Origin of the sequence: Serratia grimesii NBRC 13537, from assembly GCF_001590905.1 — a bacterium.
Lineage (GTDB): Bacteria > Pseudomonadota > Gammaproteobacteria > Enterobacterales > Enterobacteriaceae > Serratia > Serratia grimesii.
Map to the genome: position 1 here is coordinate 18,655 of NZ_BCTT01000011.1, position 19,603 is coordinate 38,257.

At 54.2% G+C, this 19,603-nt stretch carries 11 protein-coding genes and 1 riboswitch; of the genes, 5 read left to right on the plus strand and 6 right to left on the minus strand.

Annotated features, from left to right (window positions below; translation table 11 throughout):
* Positions 1 to 7: 7 nt before the first annotated feature.
* From SGR01S_RS14065 to SGR01S_RS14080, 4 genes are all read left to right on the plus strand, one after another.
* Positions 8 to 847, plus strand: coding sequence for an ABC transporter permease (locus SGR01S_RS14065; protein ID WP_037416061.1), 840 nt, complete (start codon positions 8 to 10; stop codon positions 845 to 847).
* Between the two features lie 17 nt (positions 848 to 864).
* On the plus strand, positions 865 to 1,650 hold the full coding sequence (locus SGR01S_RS14070) for an ABC transporter permease (protein WP_037416064.1): 786 nt from the start codon (positions 865 to 867) through the stop codon (positions 1,648 to 1,650).
* 4 nt (positions 1,651 to 1,654) lie between these two features.
* Positions 1,655 to 2,647, plus strand: coding sequence for an ABC transporter ATP-binding protein (locus SGR01S_RS14075; protein WP_037416067.1), 993 nt, complete (start codon positions 1,655 to 1,657; stop codon positions 2,645 to 2,647).
* A gap of 273 nt (positions 2,648 to 2,920) precedes the next feature.
* On the plus strand, positions 2,921 to 4,570 hold the full coding sequence (locus SGR01S_RS14080) for a Na/Pi cotransporter family protein (RefSeq protein WP_037416071.1): 1,650 nt from the start codon (positions 2,921 to 2,923) through the stop codon (positions 4,568 to 4,570).
* 50 nt (positions 4,571 to 4,620) lie between these two features.
* On the opposite strand, the gene SGR01S_RS14085 is transcribed toward SGR01S_RS14080, so the two are convergent.
* The 5 genes from SGR01S_RS14085 to SGR01S_RS14105 form a co-directional block, all read right to left on the minus strand.
* Positions 4,621 to 9,447, minus strand: coding sequence for a hemagglutinin repeat-containing protein (locus tag SGR01S_RS14085; protein ID WP_061807773.1), 4,827 nt, complete (start codon positions 9,445 to 9,447; stop codon positions 4,621 to 4,623).
* 43 nt (positions 9,448 to 9,490) lie between these two features.
* The gene (locus SGR01S_RS14090) at positions 9,491 to 11,167 is read right to left on the minus strand and encodes a ShlB/FhaC/HecB family hemolysin secretion/activation protein (RefSeq protein WP_061807774.1); all 1,677 of its coding nucleotides are present in this window, start codon (positions 11,165 to 11,167) and stop codon (positions 9,491 to 9,493) included.
* Positions 11,168 to 11,577: 410 nt separating this feature from the next.
* Entirely contained in the window at positions 11,578 to 12,495 is a 918-nt protein-coding gene (panS, locus tag SGR01S_RS14095; protein ID WP_061807775.1) for a ketopantoate/pantoate/pantothenate transporter PanS, read from the minus strand.
* 144 nt (positions 12,496 to 12,639) lie between these two features.
* A complete protein-coding gene (gene lysC / locus SGR01S_RS14100) occupies positions 12,640 to 14,007 on the minus strand; it encodes a lysine-sensitive aspartokinase 3 (protein ID WP_037416076.1) in 1,368 nt (455 codons plus the stop codon).
* Between the two features lie 109 nt (positions 14,008 to 14,116).
* A riboswitch (Lysine riboswitch) is annotated at positions 14,117 to 14,310 on the minus strand.
* A 52-nt stretch (positions 14,311 to 14,362) separates the two neighbouring features.
* On the minus strand, positions 14,363 to 16,171 hold the full coding sequence (locus SGR01S_RS14105; RefSeq protein WP_037416079.1) for a cation:proton antiporter: 1,809 nt from the start codon (positions 16,169 to 16,171) through the stop codon (positions 14,363 to 14,365).
* Positions 16,172 to 16,444: 273 nt separating this feature from the next.
* Here SGR01S_RS14105 and pgi point away from each other — a divergent pair, with 273 nt between their 5' ends.
* On the plus strand, positions 16,445 to 18,091 hold the full coding sequence (pgi, locus tag SGR01S_RS14110) for a glucose-6-phosphate isomerase (protein ID WP_061807776.1): 1,647 nt from the start codon (positions 16,445 to 16,447) through the stop codon (positions 18,089 to 18,091).
* Positions 18,092 to 18,153: 62 nt separating this feature from the next.
* Here the strand turns inward: pgi and SGR01S_RS14115 are convergent, their stop codons facing one another.
* Positions 18,154 to 19,590, minus strand: coding sequence for a capsule assembly Wzi family protein (locus tag SGR01S_RS14115; protein WP_061807777.1), 1,437 nt, complete (start codon positions 19,588 to 19,590; stop codon positions 18,154 to 18,156).
* Positions 19,591 to 19,603 lie beyond the last annotated feature (13 nt).

Genomic DNA, 19,603 nt, shown 5'->3' on the forward strand with positions numbered 1-19,603 from the left:
GCATAAAATGAAAGCTAAGTGGATTGCCGCGCTGTGCCTGCTGCCGTTCATCCTGTTGTTCGGCGCGTTCCAAATCGCACCGCTGGTATGGATTGCGGTCAGCAGTTTTTTCAGCCAGAGCAGTGGCTGGGGGCTGGGCAACTATGTTGATGTGCTGACTTCGCCATTCTACTTGCAGGCGTTTCAGTTCTCGTTGGAAATTTCCCTCTGGTCGAGCGTTTACGGCTTGTTGATCGCCCTGGTGGGCAGTTACTCATTGCGTCAACTGGGCCAGACACGGTTCCATGATTTTGTGATGTCGTTTACCAATATGACCAGCAACTTCGCAGGTGTGCCGTTGGCGTTCGCCTTTGTCATCTTGCTGGGGCTAAATGGTTGCCTCACGCTGTTGCTCCGTAAATACGGTTTGATGGAGGGGTTTAACCTTTATTCCAAAACCGGGCTTATCGTGCTGTACACCTATTTCCAGATTCCATTGGGTGTCCTGTTGTTGTACCCGGCATTTGACGCATTGCGTGAAGATTGGCGCGAATCAGCGTCGTTGCTGGGTGCCAGCCCGTGGCACTATTGGCGGCATATTGGCCTGCCGGTACTGGCACCGGCATTGATGGGCACTTTCGTCATTCTGCTGGCCAACGCCCTGGGCGCCTATGCCACGGTATACGCACTGACCACCGGTAATTTTAACGTCATACCGATCCGTATTTCGGCATTGGTGGCGGGGGATATTTCCCTCGATCCTAATCTGGCTAGCGCGCTGGCGATGCTGCTGGTGGCGATGATGGCGTTCATCACCTTGATTCATCAATGGCTACTGCGTCGGAGCTACCTCAATGCACGCTCATAACGTTGTGGAGGGCCGACATGTCCCGTTTTGAAACCGGTTATCACCGTGTGGTGAGCTGCTTACTGTTGCTGATTCTGCTGTTGCCGCTGGCGGCGACGCTGATTTATGCACTGGCCACCCAATGGGGCGCAACCATCCTGCCGGATGGCTTTACCCTGAAATGGTTGGTCGCGTTGTGGAGCGATACGCGCTTCCTGTTGGCGTTGTGGCACTCGTTACTGATCTGTTTCGGCACCCTGGTGCTGGCAGTGGTGGTGATTTTGCCGATGATGTTTGTCATTGCTTACTACTTCCCAAAATTAGATGCCGTGATGAACGTGCTAATTTTGTTGCCGTTCGCTGTCCCACCGGTGGTGTCCGCCGTCGGGTTGATGCAATTGTTTGCCACCGATCCACTGCCGCTGCTCGGAACGCCGTGGATCCTGATCGGTTGTTACTTCGCCATTGCACTGCCGTTTATTTACCGTGCCATCAGCAACAACATGCAGGCGATTAACCTGCGCGATCTGATGGACGCTGCCCATCTGTTGGGTGCCAGTACCTGGCAAGCCGCACTGCTGGTGGTGCTGCCGAATCTGCGCAAAGGCGGCATGATTGCCGTCCTGCTGTCATTCTCCTTCCTGATTGGCGAGTTTGTTTTCGCCAACCTGTTAGTGGGCAGTCAATATGAAACGCTGCAGGTCTACCTCTATAACATGCGTAATGGCAGCGGCCATTTCACCAGCGCACTGGTCATTTCTTATTTCGCCGTGGTGCTGATCGTCACCTGGTTGGCGAATTTGCTGAATAAAACTAAGGGTTAACCGCATGGCTTATCTCAACGTCACCCGACTCAACAAACACTACGGCCAAACCCAAGTGTTTCAGGACATCGACTTCACCGCTGAGGAAGGGGAGTTTGTCACGCTGCTCGGCCCGAGTGGTTGCGGGAAATCCACGCTACTGCGTTGCCTAGCTGGGCTGACGTCGGTCGACAACGGACAGATATTGTTGCAAGGTCAGGATCTGGTTCCAATGCCGCCGCAAAAGCGCGGTATTGGCATGGTGTTCCAGAGTTATGCGTTGTTTCCGAACATGACTGTTGAGGGCAACGTGGCGTTTGGCTTGAAAATGCAAAAGCTGGGTGGTGCGCAAATCCAACAGCGGGTGCAGGAGGTCCTGGCGCTGGTGGAGCTGACCGAGTTAGCCAAGCGTTATCCGCATCAGCTTTCCGGCGGCCAGTGCCAACGGGTGGCGCTGGCGCGCTCGTTGGTGACGCGGCCGCGTTTGCTGCTGCTTGACGAGCCACTCTCGGCACTGGATGCCAGGATCCGTAAACATCTGCGTGAACAGATCCGTCGGATCCAGCGCGAACTGAACCTGACGGCGATCTTCGTCACCCACGATCAGGAAGAGGCGCTAACGCTGTCGGATCGCATTGTGCTGATGAACAAAGGGCAAATCGTGCAAAGTGGTGATGCAGAAACCCTGTATACCCAGCCGGCCGACGTCTTTGCCGCCGGGTTTATTGGCAACTACAATCTGCTGAGTGCCGAACAGGCGTCGGTTTTGACCGGCAGCCCATACCACGGTAAGGTAGCTGTTCGTCCCGAATCCATTGGCATACTCCCAGCAGGGCAGGGAATTGCTGCGGTTATCCTCAACCACAGCCTGCTGGGCAACGTAGTACGTTATCGCGTGCAGGTACGTGGTGTTGAACTGCTGGTGGATGTGCTTAACCGTTCAGTGGCTGATTTGCATGCTGACGGTAGCGAAATTGGACTACACTTAGAAACTGTTACATTACGGGAAGTTGCATGACATTTTCACGCTGATAAGCGGGATTTCTCTTCCCCTAAGCGGCAGTCTGCAATCCGTTGCCGCTTTCCTGCTTTATTCACGCCCGGCAGGCAGGATAGCCTGCTATCCCCGTCGCTTTTCACGCTGTAGGTGTGTTGACTGCGCGGTCTCACCCTCAGGTACTTTCTTGAATAAGCTCCTGAGGACTTCTCCGCTGGCCATCGTCTTGCAGCCAAAGATTAAGCGGGTATAGCTTTTATTTACTCCTGCTGGCGTTAATGGAGCGTATTTTCCGTGTTGACCCTTCTTCACCTGCTTTCCTCTGTGGCGCTGTTGGTGTGGGGCACCCACATCGTGCGCACCGGGATCATGCGGGTCTACGGCGCTAATCTGCGTCGGGTATTGAGCGACAGCGTGGAGAAAAAACCGCTGGCGTTTGTTGCCGGTATTGGCGTAACCGCGTTAGTGCAAAGCAGTAACGCCACCGCGCTGCTGGTCACGTCTTTTGTCGCGCAAGGGCTGGTGGGGCTAACGCCTGCACTGGTGATTATGCTCGGCGCCGACGTCGGTACTGCGCTGATGGCGCGAATACTGACTTTCGATCTTTCCTGGTTATCACCACTGCTGATCCTGGTCGGCGTATTTTTGTTCCTCAGCCGCAAACAAACGCGGGTAGGCCAAATGGGCCGGGTATGCATTGGTCTCGGGCTGATTGTACTAGCGTTGGAACTGATCGTCGCTGCAGCCACGCCAATCACCCAGGCGGCAGGCGTGAAGGTGTTGTTTTCATCACTGACCGGTGATGTGATGCTGGATGCCCTGACCGGTGCGTTGTTCGCTATTATCAGCTATTCCAGCCTGGCGGCGGTATTGCTGACAGCGACGCTGACGGCATCAGGCGTGATCTCGCTGAAGGTAGCTCTGTGTCTGGTGATCGGTGCCAATCTTGGTAGCGGCCTACTGGCGGTGATCAATACCAGTGGTCAGAATGCGGCCGGGCGTCGGGTAGCGCTTGGCAGTCTGTTATTTAAGCTGATCGGTTGCGTGCTGGTGTTACCCTTTGTCTCTTATCTGGCAGACATCATGACCCGGCTGCCAGGAGAGAACGAAGAGCTGGTTATCTATTTTCACGTTTTTTATAACCTGATCCGTTGCCTGGTGTTGATCCCGTTAGCGGAACCGATGGCGCGTTTATGCGAAACGTTGATCGCGGACGTGGCCGCCGATGATCCCCGATTGCGACCGCGACACCTCGACGCCAGCGCGCTGGATACGCCGACGTTGGCATTGGCCAATGCGGCGCGAGAAACCTTGCGCATGGGAGACGTGGTGGAACACATGATGATTCTGCAGCGCGAAGTGCTGCACGGTAAGCAAGGGCAGGATAAAGAGGTGCGGCGGCTCGACGACGATGTCGATGTACTGTATACCGCCATCAAGCTGTATTTGGCGCAGATCCAGAAGGAGGATTTGGGCGAAGAAGATTCCCGCCGCTGGGCTGAAATCATCGAGATGGCGCTTAATCTGGAGCAAGCGGGCGACATTATCGAACGCATGGCCGGTGATGTGGGGGCGAAATCACACGCGGCGCGACGTGCGTTCTCGACGGAAGGGCTGGCGGAATTGGACGCATTGCATGAGCGGCTGATCGCCAATCTACGGCTCGGCCTGTCGGTGTTCCTGTCGGGTGATGTTACCAGCGCCAAGCGATTGCGCCGTTCAAAACATCGTTTCCGTATTTTGGACCGTCGCTATGCGCATGCGCATGTTGACCGTCTGCACCAACAAAACGTACAGAGCATCGAAACCAGTTCACTGCATCTTGGGCTGCTGGGGGATATGAAACGCCTGAACTCACTGTTCTGTGCCGTGGCGTATAACGTGCTGGATCAGGATGAAAAGGATGATGAGCGTGAATGGGAGGATACGCCGAGCACGCTGTAAAAAATGCCCCCGGTTTAGCCGGGGGCATGACTCAGGTTAATTACCGTAAACTACTTACCTGAAAAGACGCCAGCCTTAGCATCGGCAGCTTGGCTATTGCCGTAGCCGCCGATCGGCGTTTCCAGGTTCACCACGCTTTTACCCGCGATACCCAACAGTCCGCCGACAGAGGCTGCGGCATCAAGATGGCCGCCACCCTGATAGCGATTGCCTGTCACATCCTGCTGTTCAAGCTTACCGTTACCCAGAGTTACTTCGCCTTGTTGGCTGCGGATTTCGCCGCCGGTCAAATGGGTCGTGCCCTGAACATTCAGTGCCACGTCATTTTTTCCGTTAATGGAGGATTTCACGCCAACTGCATCGTTATTGACGACATCGGCGTTCACCTTGAATTGGCCTTGCAGTCCGGCAGGACCGGTCAGGCTCTCCTTGGACTTGTTGCCGAGGAAGCGAGCGCCGCGATCCCATAGTGGTGCCTTTTCTTTTTCACCTACCAAGGTTTCCGGTAGAGTGACCTTACCCCCGTCGGCCTTGCTGAAACTGACGGCTCCGGTGGTATCCTGCTTCGGATCGAGACGACGAGCCACGCTGTTGTACTTGTCAGTGGTGGCATCCGCAATCTTGTCGATACCGCCTTCCAATTTCTCTTTCACTTTACCGGCATAGCGCGGCGTACCCACTTTGGACAACTTGGAGGTGATACTACTGGCTGGATCATTGGTGTGGTTAAGACCGACATCCACATTGACCTTCACGCTGCTCTCGCTATCTTTGCGGCTCTCGACATGCAGATCGCCGCCAATATTGCCTTGTACACGGTCAGCATTGACCTGAGCACCGGCCAAGGTGGTATCTTTGCCACTGTTGAGCGTCACTTCTCCAGCACTGATCACGCTATTGCCTTGGGTGGTTTTTTGTAGTTTATCCACGCCGACCTTCACCCCAGCCCCCAGAGTATGGGTGTCGCTGCCGCTGGTGGCGTCGATCTTGCCGTTTGCATCCTTGTTGAAAGATTGCCCGCCTTTAGCATTAGCCTTCAGCCCCAGATTCCAGTTGTTTTTCTGTTCCTGGTTTTGTGTCGACTCCAATATCACGCCACCCTGTTCGGCGTTCAAGACGACACTGCTGCCTTTGATCTCGGTCCCCTGTAGATGTAAAGCCTGCTCGTCTTTGCCCTTGGCGGTAATGTTTACGGCTCCGCCGCTGGTGATTTTACCACCTTGCTGGGTTGTGGAAGATTCATCCACTTTGGCGATATCAAATGCACCACCGAAGGAAATGCCACCCGCGCTCTTTTTGTCATTATCGGTGCTGTTACCGCCGATATCGATATTGCCAGACAGCGTATCGTCCTTGCGTGTCTGGTGTGATTTTGCCGCTTGCACCGCGACCTTATCACCGGCTTTCAACGTGATGTCGCCCTGACTGGTGACATTGCTGCCTTGCAGCGTCAACCCACGACCGGCCTCCAGCTCCACGCCTTGTTGGCCGCCGATGCTACTGACCTGTGCGTTGCTGCTGTCGCTTTCACCCACGCTGCGACCGCCGCCCAGCCCACCGCCGACGTTTTTGGTTTCCGGAGTGGATCCGCCTTTGGCCGACACTTTGACATTGAAGTCGTTGTGGCTTTCATGGCTGCGATCGGTCGCCTGGTCGAAACGGATGTTGCCGTTTTCAGCCGTCACCTGCGCTTTACCCGTGCCGGCATCCAGTGAAATCCCCTGATAAACGGCGTCCTGCTTGACGTTAATGTTAATGCCATTGGCTGCGGTGATACCGCCTGTGACCGCCTGACTGCCGGTGTTTTCACTGCGTTTATTACCGCCGTCACCTTTGGCATCGACGTTCAGATCGTTACCGGTGTTGGTATAAACACGAACGCTGGCATTGCCGCGAGTGTCACGTTGGCTTTCCTGTTGGCTGTTTTCCGCTGCTTCGCTGCGGTGGCTGTCCGCTGCCAGCGTCACTGCGCCTTGGGTTGCCTGATATTTTGTCCCACGATCCAGCAGTTCACCGGGGGTTTTAACATCAATCTCGCCAGCGGTAATGGTGCTGACTACGGCTTGTGAGCTGCTGCTACTTTTCTCACTGGTACCGCCGTTGGCGCCGACATCGATGCCCACATTAGGTAAGCCGATGCTGCCAATATCATTAATCGCACCGTTGACGTCCAACTTGGCCGCCTTACCCACGGCACGCTCTACAGGGCGGCTGATAGCGCTGTAATCCACGTTGGCACCGATGTCTACACCGACATCTGTTTTACGAGTGCTGCTGCTTTCGCTGTCGGTGGCGGCCAGATGGGCAACGCTATTGGCATTTTCCTGATATTTACCACCAGCCTGGTGTTGCGCACCTTGCTGAGTCAGCTTGTCTTTGGCATTAATCGTCAGATTGCCTTTGACGTCGCTGGCTGATGTCACGGCTTTACTGTTTTGCGCGTGAGTCTTGCTGTTCTCATAACCCCCTTCGATACCGGAACCGACTTTGTCGATACCGCCGGTGTAGTAGAACCCTCCGCCAACTTTGGTTTGTTCAGTGTCGCTGGTGGTTTTGTTCTCCGCCGCCAGGAAGGAGACGTTATCGCCGCTGATGCTGGCGTCACCTTGGGTAGTTACCAGTTTGGATCCGCTGAAGGTGACGTCTTTATCTGCTTTCAGCGCTACGCTGCCACCACTCAATGTCGACGACTGTTGCTCATTGCGGGTGGTTTTTTCACTGTCGCTGGTGTGTTCGATGCGGAAACCGGCGCGGTATTGCTTATCACCTTTCTCATTGGCATAGCCGTTAATGGCGAGTGCGGTTTTCTGTTCATCAATGCGTTGTTGCTGTTCCCCAGAACTGACATTGATATTGCCACCGGCGTTGATGTCGAGCTTACCGGTACTGGTCACTTTGCTGCCCACCACATCCGTATCTTGTTTACTGACCAACTGCAGGTTGGTATCGGAAACCAGCTCACTGGCGGTGGATTGTTGATGGCTGTTATTGGACTTCTGCGAACTGCTGGTGATGTTGAAGACGGTGCCGGTACGGGCATCAACCTTATCAACCGTGGTGCTGAGGGCATTGTCGATCCGCAGACCGCCTGAAGTGGCTTCGACAAAACCACCTTGCTTACCTCTTACTTTGCTGCCGGTAATGGTTACGCCCTGTTGACCGTTCAGTCGCAGAGTACCGTCGGCGGTCAGTTCGGTGGCATTACTGACTTCGCTGCGGTTGCTGTTGTCTTGGTTATTGCCACCGCCAATACCACCCCATGAGGTTTTGTTGTCACGAACGGTCTTCGCATTGGCAGTTTTTTGTACGTTGATATTGATGCGATCGTTGGCGTTCGCCGTCAAGTTACGTCCCGCATGCGCTTTGGCTCCCTGGGTCTCCAGCATGTTGCCAGCCGTCAGCGTCAGATCGCCACCGGCACGCAAGTCGCTGCCCTTCAAGCTTTCGGTTTCGTTGCTGTTGCTCCAACTGCCGGTGCGTAGACTGGAGGTATGATTACGCTGATACCCCCGTTCGCTGGTTTTATCCCGCTCGACCAACCCGCTCAGCTGTACATCGCGCTTGGCTTCGATGTTTAGCGCGTCGCCTGCCGTAACACTGGCCCCCAACAGCTTCACATCCTGTTCGGTGGCGGTCAGCGTGGCATTTTTGCTGGCGCTGATGCTGCTGCCGGCTTGTTGATGCTGCTCATTTTCACGGGTGACATCGTATTGCCAAGAGTAGAACCATTGATCGTTGGTGTGGCCCTGAGTCTGCTTTAATTGCTGACCGTCGAGCGTCAGATTGGCACCTTGTAATTTGACCTCCTCGCCACGAATATCGGTCGCAGTCAGGTGGTTGCTGTTATCAGCCAGCAGGCTGATGTTTTTGCCTTTGAGCTCAGTACGGACCAGTTTTTGGCTAGTGCTGCGGTCGTTGATATAGATACCGCCGCGATAGTTTTGGTAGTTCTCACCGCTGTTGCGGTTGCTGCTGTCATCACGAATCTGGCTTTCTGCACGGATGTCGTAGGCTTTCACCCGGATCTCATCGCTGCCCAACAGTTTGCCTGCCAGTTTCACGCCGCTGCCGGCCGCCGTGTTGATGATGTTGATGCGCCCGGCCTGCATGCTGCCAAGATAGTAGCTGTCCAATGCACTTATCGGTTGTTCGCTGCTGAGCACCTGCGCATCGCGCGATACGCGGTTATGTCCGCTGATGGCGTTGATATCCGACACCATTTTCCCGCTTTTCTTATCAAATACCGGGGCGACAATCACCTCACCGCGGCTGTCGATGCGCGGTGCGATCAAATCCAGCACGCCACCGGCGTTCAGTGTGCCGTCCAGATTCAGGGTGTTGCGATTGCCCAGGGTGCTGTAACCCTGCAACATGCCATTTTCCACCAGCGGGTTACCTACCACCAGTGATGAACGGCTGGTATTGATAAAGCCGCAACCACTGCAACTGATCCCATTCGGGTTGGCCAACACATAGTCGGCTGCCATACCAAAGATTTCTTGCTGGCCATGTAACAGAGACGGGTTACGGCTGATAACTTCGTTAAGGATGACGCTGGCCTCACGGCCCGCCAGATTGGGGTTGGCACCCAATTGGCCCGCCAGCTGAGACAGCCCTGGGTCGAGTGAGTTATTCAGCACTGCACCGGGTTGGTTAACATTGAAATCCTGATATTGATTGTGTGACAACCCGTGATCATTGGGCGTCACAATATTGACTACCTGCGCACCGTTACCCGCGGTGGAAACGCCAGGGCCGTTAGCTCCGTTAGCCGCCACGATCTCTCCGGCATAACTGGCGCTGAGTGAGGCGAGAATGATCGCCAGTGAAGCGGCCAACTTACCCGCCGCCGAAAGCCTGAAGTTATTATTTTTCATCCATGTATCTCCGTATATCGCTGTGTTACTGCAAAACTACTGATTAAAATGTGTACGAAAAGCGTGCCAGCACCTGGATCGGATCGTCCGGCATTGCGTGGCTGGACAATAACCAACCACGGCTGGCTTCGACGTCGAGAGTCGCTCGCTGATAGCGAAGGGTGGCACCGGCACTCAAACCGGCACTGCTTTGCCAGCCCGATGGCCGATTGTCACGCGGTAGCACCCGGCCGACATCGCCGCCGATGCGTGGGGTAAGCGTGCTTTGGCCCAGGTTGAAGCTGCGGGACAAGGTATTTTGCAGATACCAGCCGTTATCGCCGGACAACGTGCTGCGACTGAAGCCACGGATCGCGCTACGATCCGTCAGGCTGAGCCATTCCACACCGGGTAAGCGATCGCGACTGTATTGCCCGTACAGCAGGTGACTCAGCTGGTAATTGGAGCCGGCCAACGTGAAACGTTGAGTGAGGTTGGCGAACAGCTTGCCTTTGGTAAATTGAGCATCGGGTATCCCGTCACCGCCGTGACGGTCGGCACCAAACCAAGGTAAACCTTGCTCTACGCTAAGGTTGGCGCTGATCAGGCCGCTGGGTAAGATTTGCAGATGGTTGACCCCTAGCTCGAACAGACTGAGCGTCGGGCTACCGAGGTTGATACGGACGGTGTCAAAATAGTTGTTAATGCGCTTATGGGTCAGCTGACCGCTCAGAGCGTTAATCTGATCGCGATCGCGGTAGAACACATAATCGCTGCGCAGGCCATATTGTTGGGTCTGGCCGTGCAGTTTATAGCTGTTGAACACCAGCTGTTGGCGGTTCATGTATTGTGAATAGCTGGCAAAGCCGCTGAAGGTAAAAGCACCGTAGGGTAGGGAATAGAGCAGGGTATAGGCGCGATTATAACGTTGTGATGGATCTTTCAGCGTACCGGCAACATTGAGACTCACAAAGTCCGACAAGCCGAATGGGCTGTCGAGCGTTGCCGTGCTACGTGCCAACCACTGGCCGGTATTTTTTTGGCCGTAATTGTCTAGTGTGGCTGATAGCAGCCAAGGCTTGGTATGTCGGTTTTGCAACCGAATAATTGAACCGCCGGTTTGACTGCCCGGTAATATATCTAATCGGGTTTTATTCGATTGCAAACGATTGGCTTGATCCAACCCCTGATCAAGTTGGGTTAATTTCAGTGGTTTCCCTTCCAACCCAGGAAATAATAATTGGCTGTTAACCCAGCGATCGCCGCCTTCTATTTTCTCGATAAATCCTTCGGTAACCCGTAGTCCTAACTCCCCTTCAGCATTGGGGCGAATAAATTGTACGCGGGCAGTGATATAGCCTTTATCAAGGTATAAACGGGTTAATTCGCGCGTCAGCAGGTTGATGTCATTACTGCTGATACAACGCTGTGGTAGTGCGGTCAGCGACGCCAAATCTTTCTCTGACAGTAAGGTAATACCCTGCAGATACACTCCACCGATTGGCAAGCATTGGGCAGATAGCGGTAGAGCGGGTACAGCAGGCTCGGGCTCTGCCAGTAATTGCTGCTGCTTAAGTTGTTGGTAGCGTCGTTGTTCTATCTGTTGATTCACTTCACGCGTACCGTCTTGCAGGGCACGACGTGATTCACCCATCGGCGAGAAATGTTCCATTTCCGGCAGGGTTGCAGCAGGTATTGCGGTGCTGAACAGCATCACCAGGGCAGCGGTTTTTTTAATCATTACAATCCATTATGAGAAGCCGAAAAACGGCCAACTCAATCCATGAGGTCAATAAACGGACGGCCAGCAGCCGGCCCGAAACAGCGAGCGACGATCACATTGCGGGGTTCTTTTTTGCTTGTGGCAAATAAGAATGTGGGTTTTTATTTTTCTAAATAATAATTAGTCTGCTTGTTTTTATTTCTAATAAACCTGCGTTTATTAATCACAAGAAGGTAATTAAAAAAGTAAATTAATTGTTTTTCCCGCTCTTGTCGTTATAGGCGGTTATCGGCAGTTATAAGAAGAATCTGAGTTTTTATTTATCGGTGGGATAATAGAGGATGGGGATTATTCTGACAATCCGACCAGTGGGAAATACGAAATTTCGTAGAAAGATGGGGCGCAGTCATTTGCGCCCCGGAGTGAAATTATTTTTTGTTGATCGGCCGACCGGACCAGTAACCCGCCAGCAGCGAACCGGACAGGTTATGCCACACAGAGAACAGGGCACCCGGTAGTGCAGCCAGTGGTGAGAAGTAGATTTTGCCCAATGTGGCCGCCAACCCGGAGTTTTGCATACCCACCTCAATCGCCAGCGTACGGCAGGTGGACTCGTCAAAGCCAAACAGCTTGCCGCCCCAGTAACCGCTCAACAGCCCGATGGCGTTATGCAGGATCACCGCGATGATCACCACCAGCCCAACCGAGGCGATATGACTTTGGCTGCCTGCCACTACGGCACTGATGATGGCCAAAATACAGATCATCGACAGCGCCGGCAGGATAGGCTCAATACGTTTGACCGTTTTGGTGAAGGTGTGATGGACGATCAACCCCAGACCGATAGGGATCACCACGATCTGCAGAATACTGAGTAGCATACCCATGACGTCGACGCTGATCTCGGTATCAACGTATAAGCGGGTCAGCAGTGGAGTTGCGAAGACGCCGACCAACGTAGAAACCGCTGAGATGGTCACGGACAGCGCAACATCGCCTTTTGCCAGATAGATCATGACGTTGGAAGCGGTCCCGCTGGCGACGCTACCGACCAACACCATGCCAGCGGAAAGATCCGGTGGCATATGGAACAGGATCGCCAGCAGCCAGGCCGCCAGAGGCATGATCAGGTAATGCAGAAAGATCCCCGCCGCCACTGGACCAGGACGAGATAACACGCGCTTAAAGTCATCCAGCCGCAGCGTGACGCCCATGGCGAACATAATCAGCATCAGCAGCGGGCTGACGAAGGGGCCGATACCGGTAAAGGTGGTGGGTGTGAAGTAGGCGGCGACGGCGAGCAACACCGCCCACAGGGGGAATAATCGGGTAAATTTTGCCAGCATGAATGAGGTTTTCCTTAGCCAAATAGAACGATGGGGTGGAGTTGTGTTTTTTTGCGAGTTCAGCGGACTGAACCCCTACGGTTATGAACTGATTTTTTAGATGTAGGGGCGCAGCATGCTGCGCCCGCAAGGGATGATAATAGTTTATTCGAACAGATTGTGATGCAGGGTGCGTACTACTTGCTCGGCGTCGTTACCTGGAACCAGGAAGCACAGGTTATAGCTGCTGGCGCCGTAGCAAATCATGCGGATATTGAATGGGTCGAGTACGCCGAACACCTCTTTACCCACGCCGCAGGCCTGGGAAAGCTTATTGCCGATCAGCGCTACCAGAGCCAGATTTTCTTCTACTTCCACCCGACATAGAGACGACAGCTCGGTCAGCAGTGAGGTCGTTAACAGGCTACCACCCGTTGAGGTTGAACCCGTTGTATCCATTGTCAGTGCGACGCTGACTTCGGAAGTGGTAATCAAATCCACCGAGATATTATGACGTGCCAGAATGTTGAACACTTCGGCCAGAAAACCGCGTGCGTGCAGCATGTTAAGGCTGTGCAGTGTCAGCAGGGTTTGCTTACGGCGCAGTGCCAGTGCGCGGAACAGCGGTGGGTTCTCGGTTGTGTTACACACCAAGGTGCCCCCGGCGGAAGGGTCTTTACTTGAGCCGACAAACACAGGGATATCGCTGCGAACAGCTGGCAACAGAGTCGCTGGGTGCAGAACTTTTGCACCAAAGGTCGCCATTTCCGCAGCTTCTTCGAAACCGATTTTATCAATGCGTTTTGCTGCGGGTACTACGCGTGGATCGGTGGTGTAGATGCCCGGCACGTCGGTCCAGATATCCACGCGACTGGCACTTAGCGCTTCGCCCAGCAGTGCCGCAGTGTAATCGCTGCCGCCGCGGCCTAGCGTAGTTGTGCGGCCTTTTGGCTCGCTGCCGATAAAGCCTTGAGTGACCACCAACGCTTCCTGCAGACGCGGCTTGAGTAACGTTTGGGCTAATTGACTCAGCGCTGCGCTGTCCGGTGTGGCGCGCCCGAAATGGTCATCGGTGTGCATGACTTTACGTACGTCAAACCATTCTGCCTGCACGTTGCGAGCGCGAAGGATCTCAACGAACAGCAGGGTAGACATCAATTCGCCGTGGCTGACCAGTTCGTCGGTCAGCGCTGTTGAGGTCGCCAGTGCCGCTGCTTCAGACAGCATGGCGATATTTTCCAACATGCGGTCGATTTCATCGCGGATCACGGCCGGGTTGTCGAGACGATCAAGGATGGCGTATTGGATGCGGCGAATTTCATCGAGCTGGTAAGTGCGCTTGTCGGCATCACTGCCTTCGGCCAGAGCCACCAACAGATTGGTGACGCCCGCGGAAGCGGACAAGACCACCAGACGTACGTCCGGATTGGATAGGACGACGTCGGCGCTGCGATTCATGGCTTCATAATCAGCAACGCTGGTGCCGCCGAATTTGGCGACAACGGTGGAATTCTGGGGTGCTGCTTGGTTCATGTAAAAACCTCGTGTCAGGGTGGCTCTATTCAGAGAGCGCTTTTTTCATAGCCTTGGCACAAGGGAGGAGCGATAAACAGGGGGCAGGCGTAGAGGTTAACGCTACGATACACCCAGAAGCGCCCCACCTTGCTGACTGCCCTTACGGACAATCCCTGGTGACAACTCAGGGGATTCAGCCCCTGTAGCCGATATGATGAATGCCGCGCATCACCTTACCTCGGCGTCGCTCCCCCTCAAGCGTCGTCATTGGAGAACGGCTCCTCTGACACTCTACCTGGGCGACGCACCTCTTCTGGCTTGCACACGGGGTGTGCAAGTAGGCTGTTAGGAATAGCCGGTAATCGCGCTGCTGTCAACGTCCAGACGTTGAGGGATTTTCATCTTGTACCAGTGCAATCAGCGTACAGGGCATCGCTGGGACGAAACCGGAACCGATCGGCTGCAGTGTGCCGTCCTCCCGCTGACTGAATAGCGGAATAACACCCTGATGTTTCTCAAGATACTCCAGCCAGCCAAAGTTCTCGTTTAGTTTGGTGGCTTTGATGGTCGCCCCGTGAGCGATCAGGCTGCTTAACCGCCCGTAGGTGGCCTCTTGATTAAACAAAACTTCATGTCGACGGAAGCGTGAGCTTTCGCCACTGTTGCCGCGACCTTTCAGTGGGGCACCGGAGCGGATAGCGAACACCTGCCCGTCGCCAAAAATATGGCCGAAGTGATAGACCGCCAGTGCATTCTGATGGCGGTTGGGCGACAGTGCCAGCACTTGCGCAGTATCGCTGAGATCAAGGAAGTTCTCGGCGTGTTCGGAGTAAGCATGTCCATAATACGCGGGAATGCCGTCCATTCGTGCCTGGCGGTAATATTCCCAGCTACTGTCAGTAACAATCACCGGGATATTCATTTTCATCAGTGCCTGTGCCAGCATGCGTGCCACGCTATTGGCTCCGACGATCAGCACCCCACGTGGTTTTTGCTGCTGAACCCGCAACCAGCGCGCCATCATGCCACTGGTCAGGCTTTGTAGCACCACAGTACCAATGATCACGGCAAATACCACGGTCACCAGACGATCGGCGCCTGGGTAACCGCTGCGTTGCAATGTCAGGGCGAATAATGAACTCACCGCAGCGGCGACGATGCCGCGTGGAGCTATCCAACACAGCAGCAGGCGATCGCGCCAGTGCAAGGACGAGCGCCAGGTTGACACAGCAATACACAGTGGACGGGCGATAAACTGCACCACCAGAAGCAGACCCAGCAGCGGCCAGCCCATGTTCCACAGTGCCTGGACATCAAGCCGCGCGGCCAAGATGATAAACAGCGCCGAAATCAGGATTGCCGACAGTTCTTCTTTAAAGGCCAGTATGTCACTGGTATCCACATCACGCATATTGGCCAGCCAGATACCCATCACCGTGACGGTCAGCAGGCCGGATTCGTCGGCAATGGCATTAGACACGCCAAAGGCGGTAAGCATAATTGCCAGTACTGCAAGGTTTTGCAGGTAGCGTGGTAGCCAAACACGGCGTAGTGCCAGGCCCAGCAGGTAACCGAATAATGCGCCAGCGACCAGGCCGACAGCGGCGGTAATGCCCAGAGTGTAGAACAGGTGAGTATAGGATTCTGAATGCTGCTTCAGCACGATAAATTCAAACACCAGCAGCGTAAAGATAGCGCCGACCGGGTCGATCACGATGCCTTCCCAGCGCAGTACCTGGTTGATATTGGCATTTGGCCGCACTACACGCATCAGCGGGGCAATGACTGTTGGACCGGTGACGACGGTGACTGCGCCGATCAGCGCAGCCAGTTCCGGCGGAAAGTCCAGCAGCCACCAGCAGGCCACACCGATCACCAGGAATGTGATCAGCATACCGATGGTGACCAGATTGCGCACCACGCCGCCGAGACCACGTATCTCCTCGACGCGTAGTGTCAGCGCTCCTTCAAACAGAATAATGGCGACCGACAGCGACACCAGCGGGAACAGAAGATCGCCGAACAGCGCATCTGGCTGAACCAGGTGCACCACCGGTCCTAGCACGATACCAAATACCAGCAGTGGCAAAATGGCCGGCAAGCGTAATAACCAGGCTAACCACTGTGCTAATAACGAACTTAATCCAATAACCACCAACATCAACGGGGCAGATAATTCCATAGTAATGTCCTTCGTCTTTCAAACTACAGCCTGGTTGGCCGCGCATCCTTAGCCTAATTACGTCAATGACGTGGTGATAATCTGACACAGTTTAGTGACAGTTAAGTAACCCTGATAACAGGCTATTATCCAAAAGTATAGGGGAAGAGCTGAAACGATGCGGCTGCGTTTAACAGTTAGCACCTATCGCAAGAAAAGAGATCATAATCACAGTCGAACAGGCTACAATCGGACAACCACGTCACATTTATTCTCAAGCCTAAGAGTGTTGCTATGAAAAATATCAATCCTAGTCAAACCGCTGCTTGGCAAGCCCTGCAGCAACATTTTGAACAGATGAAAGACGTACAGATCAGCGATCTGTTTGCTCAGGACAGTGAGCGTTTCTCCAAATTTTCCGCCACCTTCAACGATCAGATGCTGGTGGATTACTCTAAAAACCGCATTACCGCGGAAACCCTGGAGAAGCTGCAGGCACTGGCGAAAGAGACTGATCTGCAAAGTGCGATCAAATCCATGTTTGCCGGTGAGAAAATTAACCGTACCGAAGACCGTGCGGTGCTGCATGTTGCCCTGCGCAACCGTAGCAACAGCCCGATTATCGTTGACGGCAAAGATGTGATGCCGGAAGTGAATGCGGTGCTGGCCAAAATGAAACAGTTCTGTGACCGCGTGATTGGCGGTGACTGGAAAGGTTACACCGGTAAAGCCATTACTGACGTGGTGAACATTGGTATCGGCGGCTCGGACCTTGGCCCTTATATGGTGACCGAGGCATTGCGTCCGTACAAAAACCACCTGAATATGCACTTTGTTTCTAACGTTGACGGCACCCATATTGCCGAAACGCTCAAAGCGCTGAATCCGGAAACGACTCTGTTCCTGGTGGCGTCAAAAACCTTCACCACGCAGGAAACCATGACCAACGCCCACAGCGCGCGTGACTGGTTCCTGAAGACTGCCGGCGATCAAAAACACGTGGCGAAACACTTCGCGGCGTTGTCCACCAACGGCAAAGCGGTGGGTGAATTCGGCATCGATACTGCCAATATGTTCGAATTCTGGGACTGGGTTGGTGGCCGTTATTCTCTATGGTCTGCAATAGGTCTGTCGATTGCGCTGTCCGTGGGTTATGAAAACTTCGAGCAGTTGCTGAGCGGTGCGCATGAGATGGACAAGCATTTCGCGCAAACACCGGCAGAGAAAAACCTGCCGGTGCTGCTGGCACTTATCGGTATCTGGTACAACAATTTCTTCGGTGCAGAAACCGAAGCTATCCTGCCTTACGACCAGTACATGCATCGTTTTGCTGCTTACTTCCAGCAGGGCAACATGGAGTCCAACGGTAAGTATGTCGATCGCAACGGCAACCCAGTGGATTACCAGACCGGCCCGATCATCTGGGGCGAGCCAGGCACCAACGGCCAGCACGCGTTTTACCAGTTGATCCATCAGGGGACCAAACTGGTGCCTTGCGACTTTATCGCACCGGCCATCAGCCACAACCCGCTGAGCGACCACCACGCCAAACTGCTGTCGAACTTCTTCGCACAGACCGAAGCGCTGGCGTTTGGCAAATCGTTGGAAGTGGTAGAGGCCGAGTTTGCGGCACAGGGTAAAACGCCGGAAGAGGTCAAGCACGTGGCGCCATTCAAGGTATTTGAAGGCAACCGCCCGACCAACTCCATCCTGCTGCGTGAGATCACGCCGTTCAGCCTGGGCAGCCTGATCGCCCTGTATGAACACAAGATCTTTACCCAGGGCGCGATCCTGAACATCTTCACCTTCGACCAATGGGGCGTGGAGCTGGGTAAGCAGTTGGCTAACCGTATTCTGCCTGAACTGGCGGGTGACGAAGCGGTAAGCAGCCATGACAGCTCAACCAATGCGCTGATCAACCGCTTCAAAGAATGGCGTTAATCGCAGCTTGAATTGATGCCAATAAAAAACCCGCCGCGGCGGGTTTTTTTACGTCTGGAGGATTACAGATTGATTGGCACTTCGAAACTAATGCCTGCACCCACGTCATCGGCGGTGCTGGCATGACTATTGGTGTACCACAGGCTGGTATCAAACTTGACCTGTGAGTCGAAGTTGTAGCCCCAACCTAACTGAATGCCTTTCAGCGTGTCAGATTTCGGGAATGCCTGGTTAATTGACTGGCTGTTTGGATTCACTTTGGCGTATACCAAGCGTGTGCTCCAGCGTTGGCCATCGTCCAGCACCATTTCTACGCGGCCAGACAGCATTTGGCCGTCACCACCCATCGCGTGGCCCAGCGGGTAACCCTGCTGGTAGTAGCCACCTTTATAAGTGTAATGGGTGTAAACATAGTTTTTACGGCTCATGTCTGAGCGGGTATCCGCCCCTTCGATAGACCAGTTGATGGTAGTTGGGCCCCATTCCGGATGACCTTCTAAACCTAACAGGTAGGTGTTTTGTGAAGGCAGGAAACCGGCCTCATCTTCACCGACCAACTGACCGTACAGGCTGACAGGTAAGCCAATCAGTGGCTGCATTTTCAGCTTGAAGTCGAAACCGGCGAGCTGGTTACCCGGATCGTTGCCTTGGCCCGAATCATCGTTGTCTTTACCTCTAAAGGCATCCCAGAAGGAACTCCACGACTGCGGACGACCTTCACCACCCCATTGCATGATGCGCGATGCACCCAACTCAAGGAAGTTGGTTGGCATCATGGTAAAACGACCGCCAATCAGTTTGGTGTGTGGTACAGCAGTATATTGCGACAACTGGCCAGCGGTAATTTGATACTGCCAGCGGCCAATCCACGACAACCAAGGTGTTTCAAACGGCGATTGGTCAGCGCGTTGGAGCATGAAACCTGCGACCGGACGTGCTGCGTCTGAGCGGATCAGACTGCCGTCATAACCTGGGCCCCACCATTGGGATACTTCACCAAAGGACAGCCATTGGTTCCAGATTTTCACCGCACCGTAAGAGCCTTGCATATTGAATTTGGAACCGTCGCTAACACGCTGATCGCCTTCGACAGAACCCTGAACGCGCACGTCCCAGAACTCACCGTTTGCGCCTGCGCCAATAGTGAGGCGATCGTCGGCATATTCGTTTTGACCAAAGCCCTGTGGCGTGCCAGGTTTGTCGGTGGAAGCATAGCCACTCACACGGATATTGGCTTTCAGTTCCCCGACACGGCGTTGAACACGGTCGATGACATTTTTCTCGGTATTCGTGACTGGTTTGGCTTGTGAGATAACCGAGCTGATTTCTTCCTGGCTCAGTGGCCAAGTGGACAGACTGACGTTGATGACGCCACGGTCGGACAGCCAGGCGAGGTCATTACGCAGGTCATTATCAGGGGTGACCAATCCGCTGGCATGGCTGCTCAATGCACAGGTAAACAGGCCCGCGGCGACCAGTCCGTTAAGCTTAGCGCGCATAAATATTCCCTTG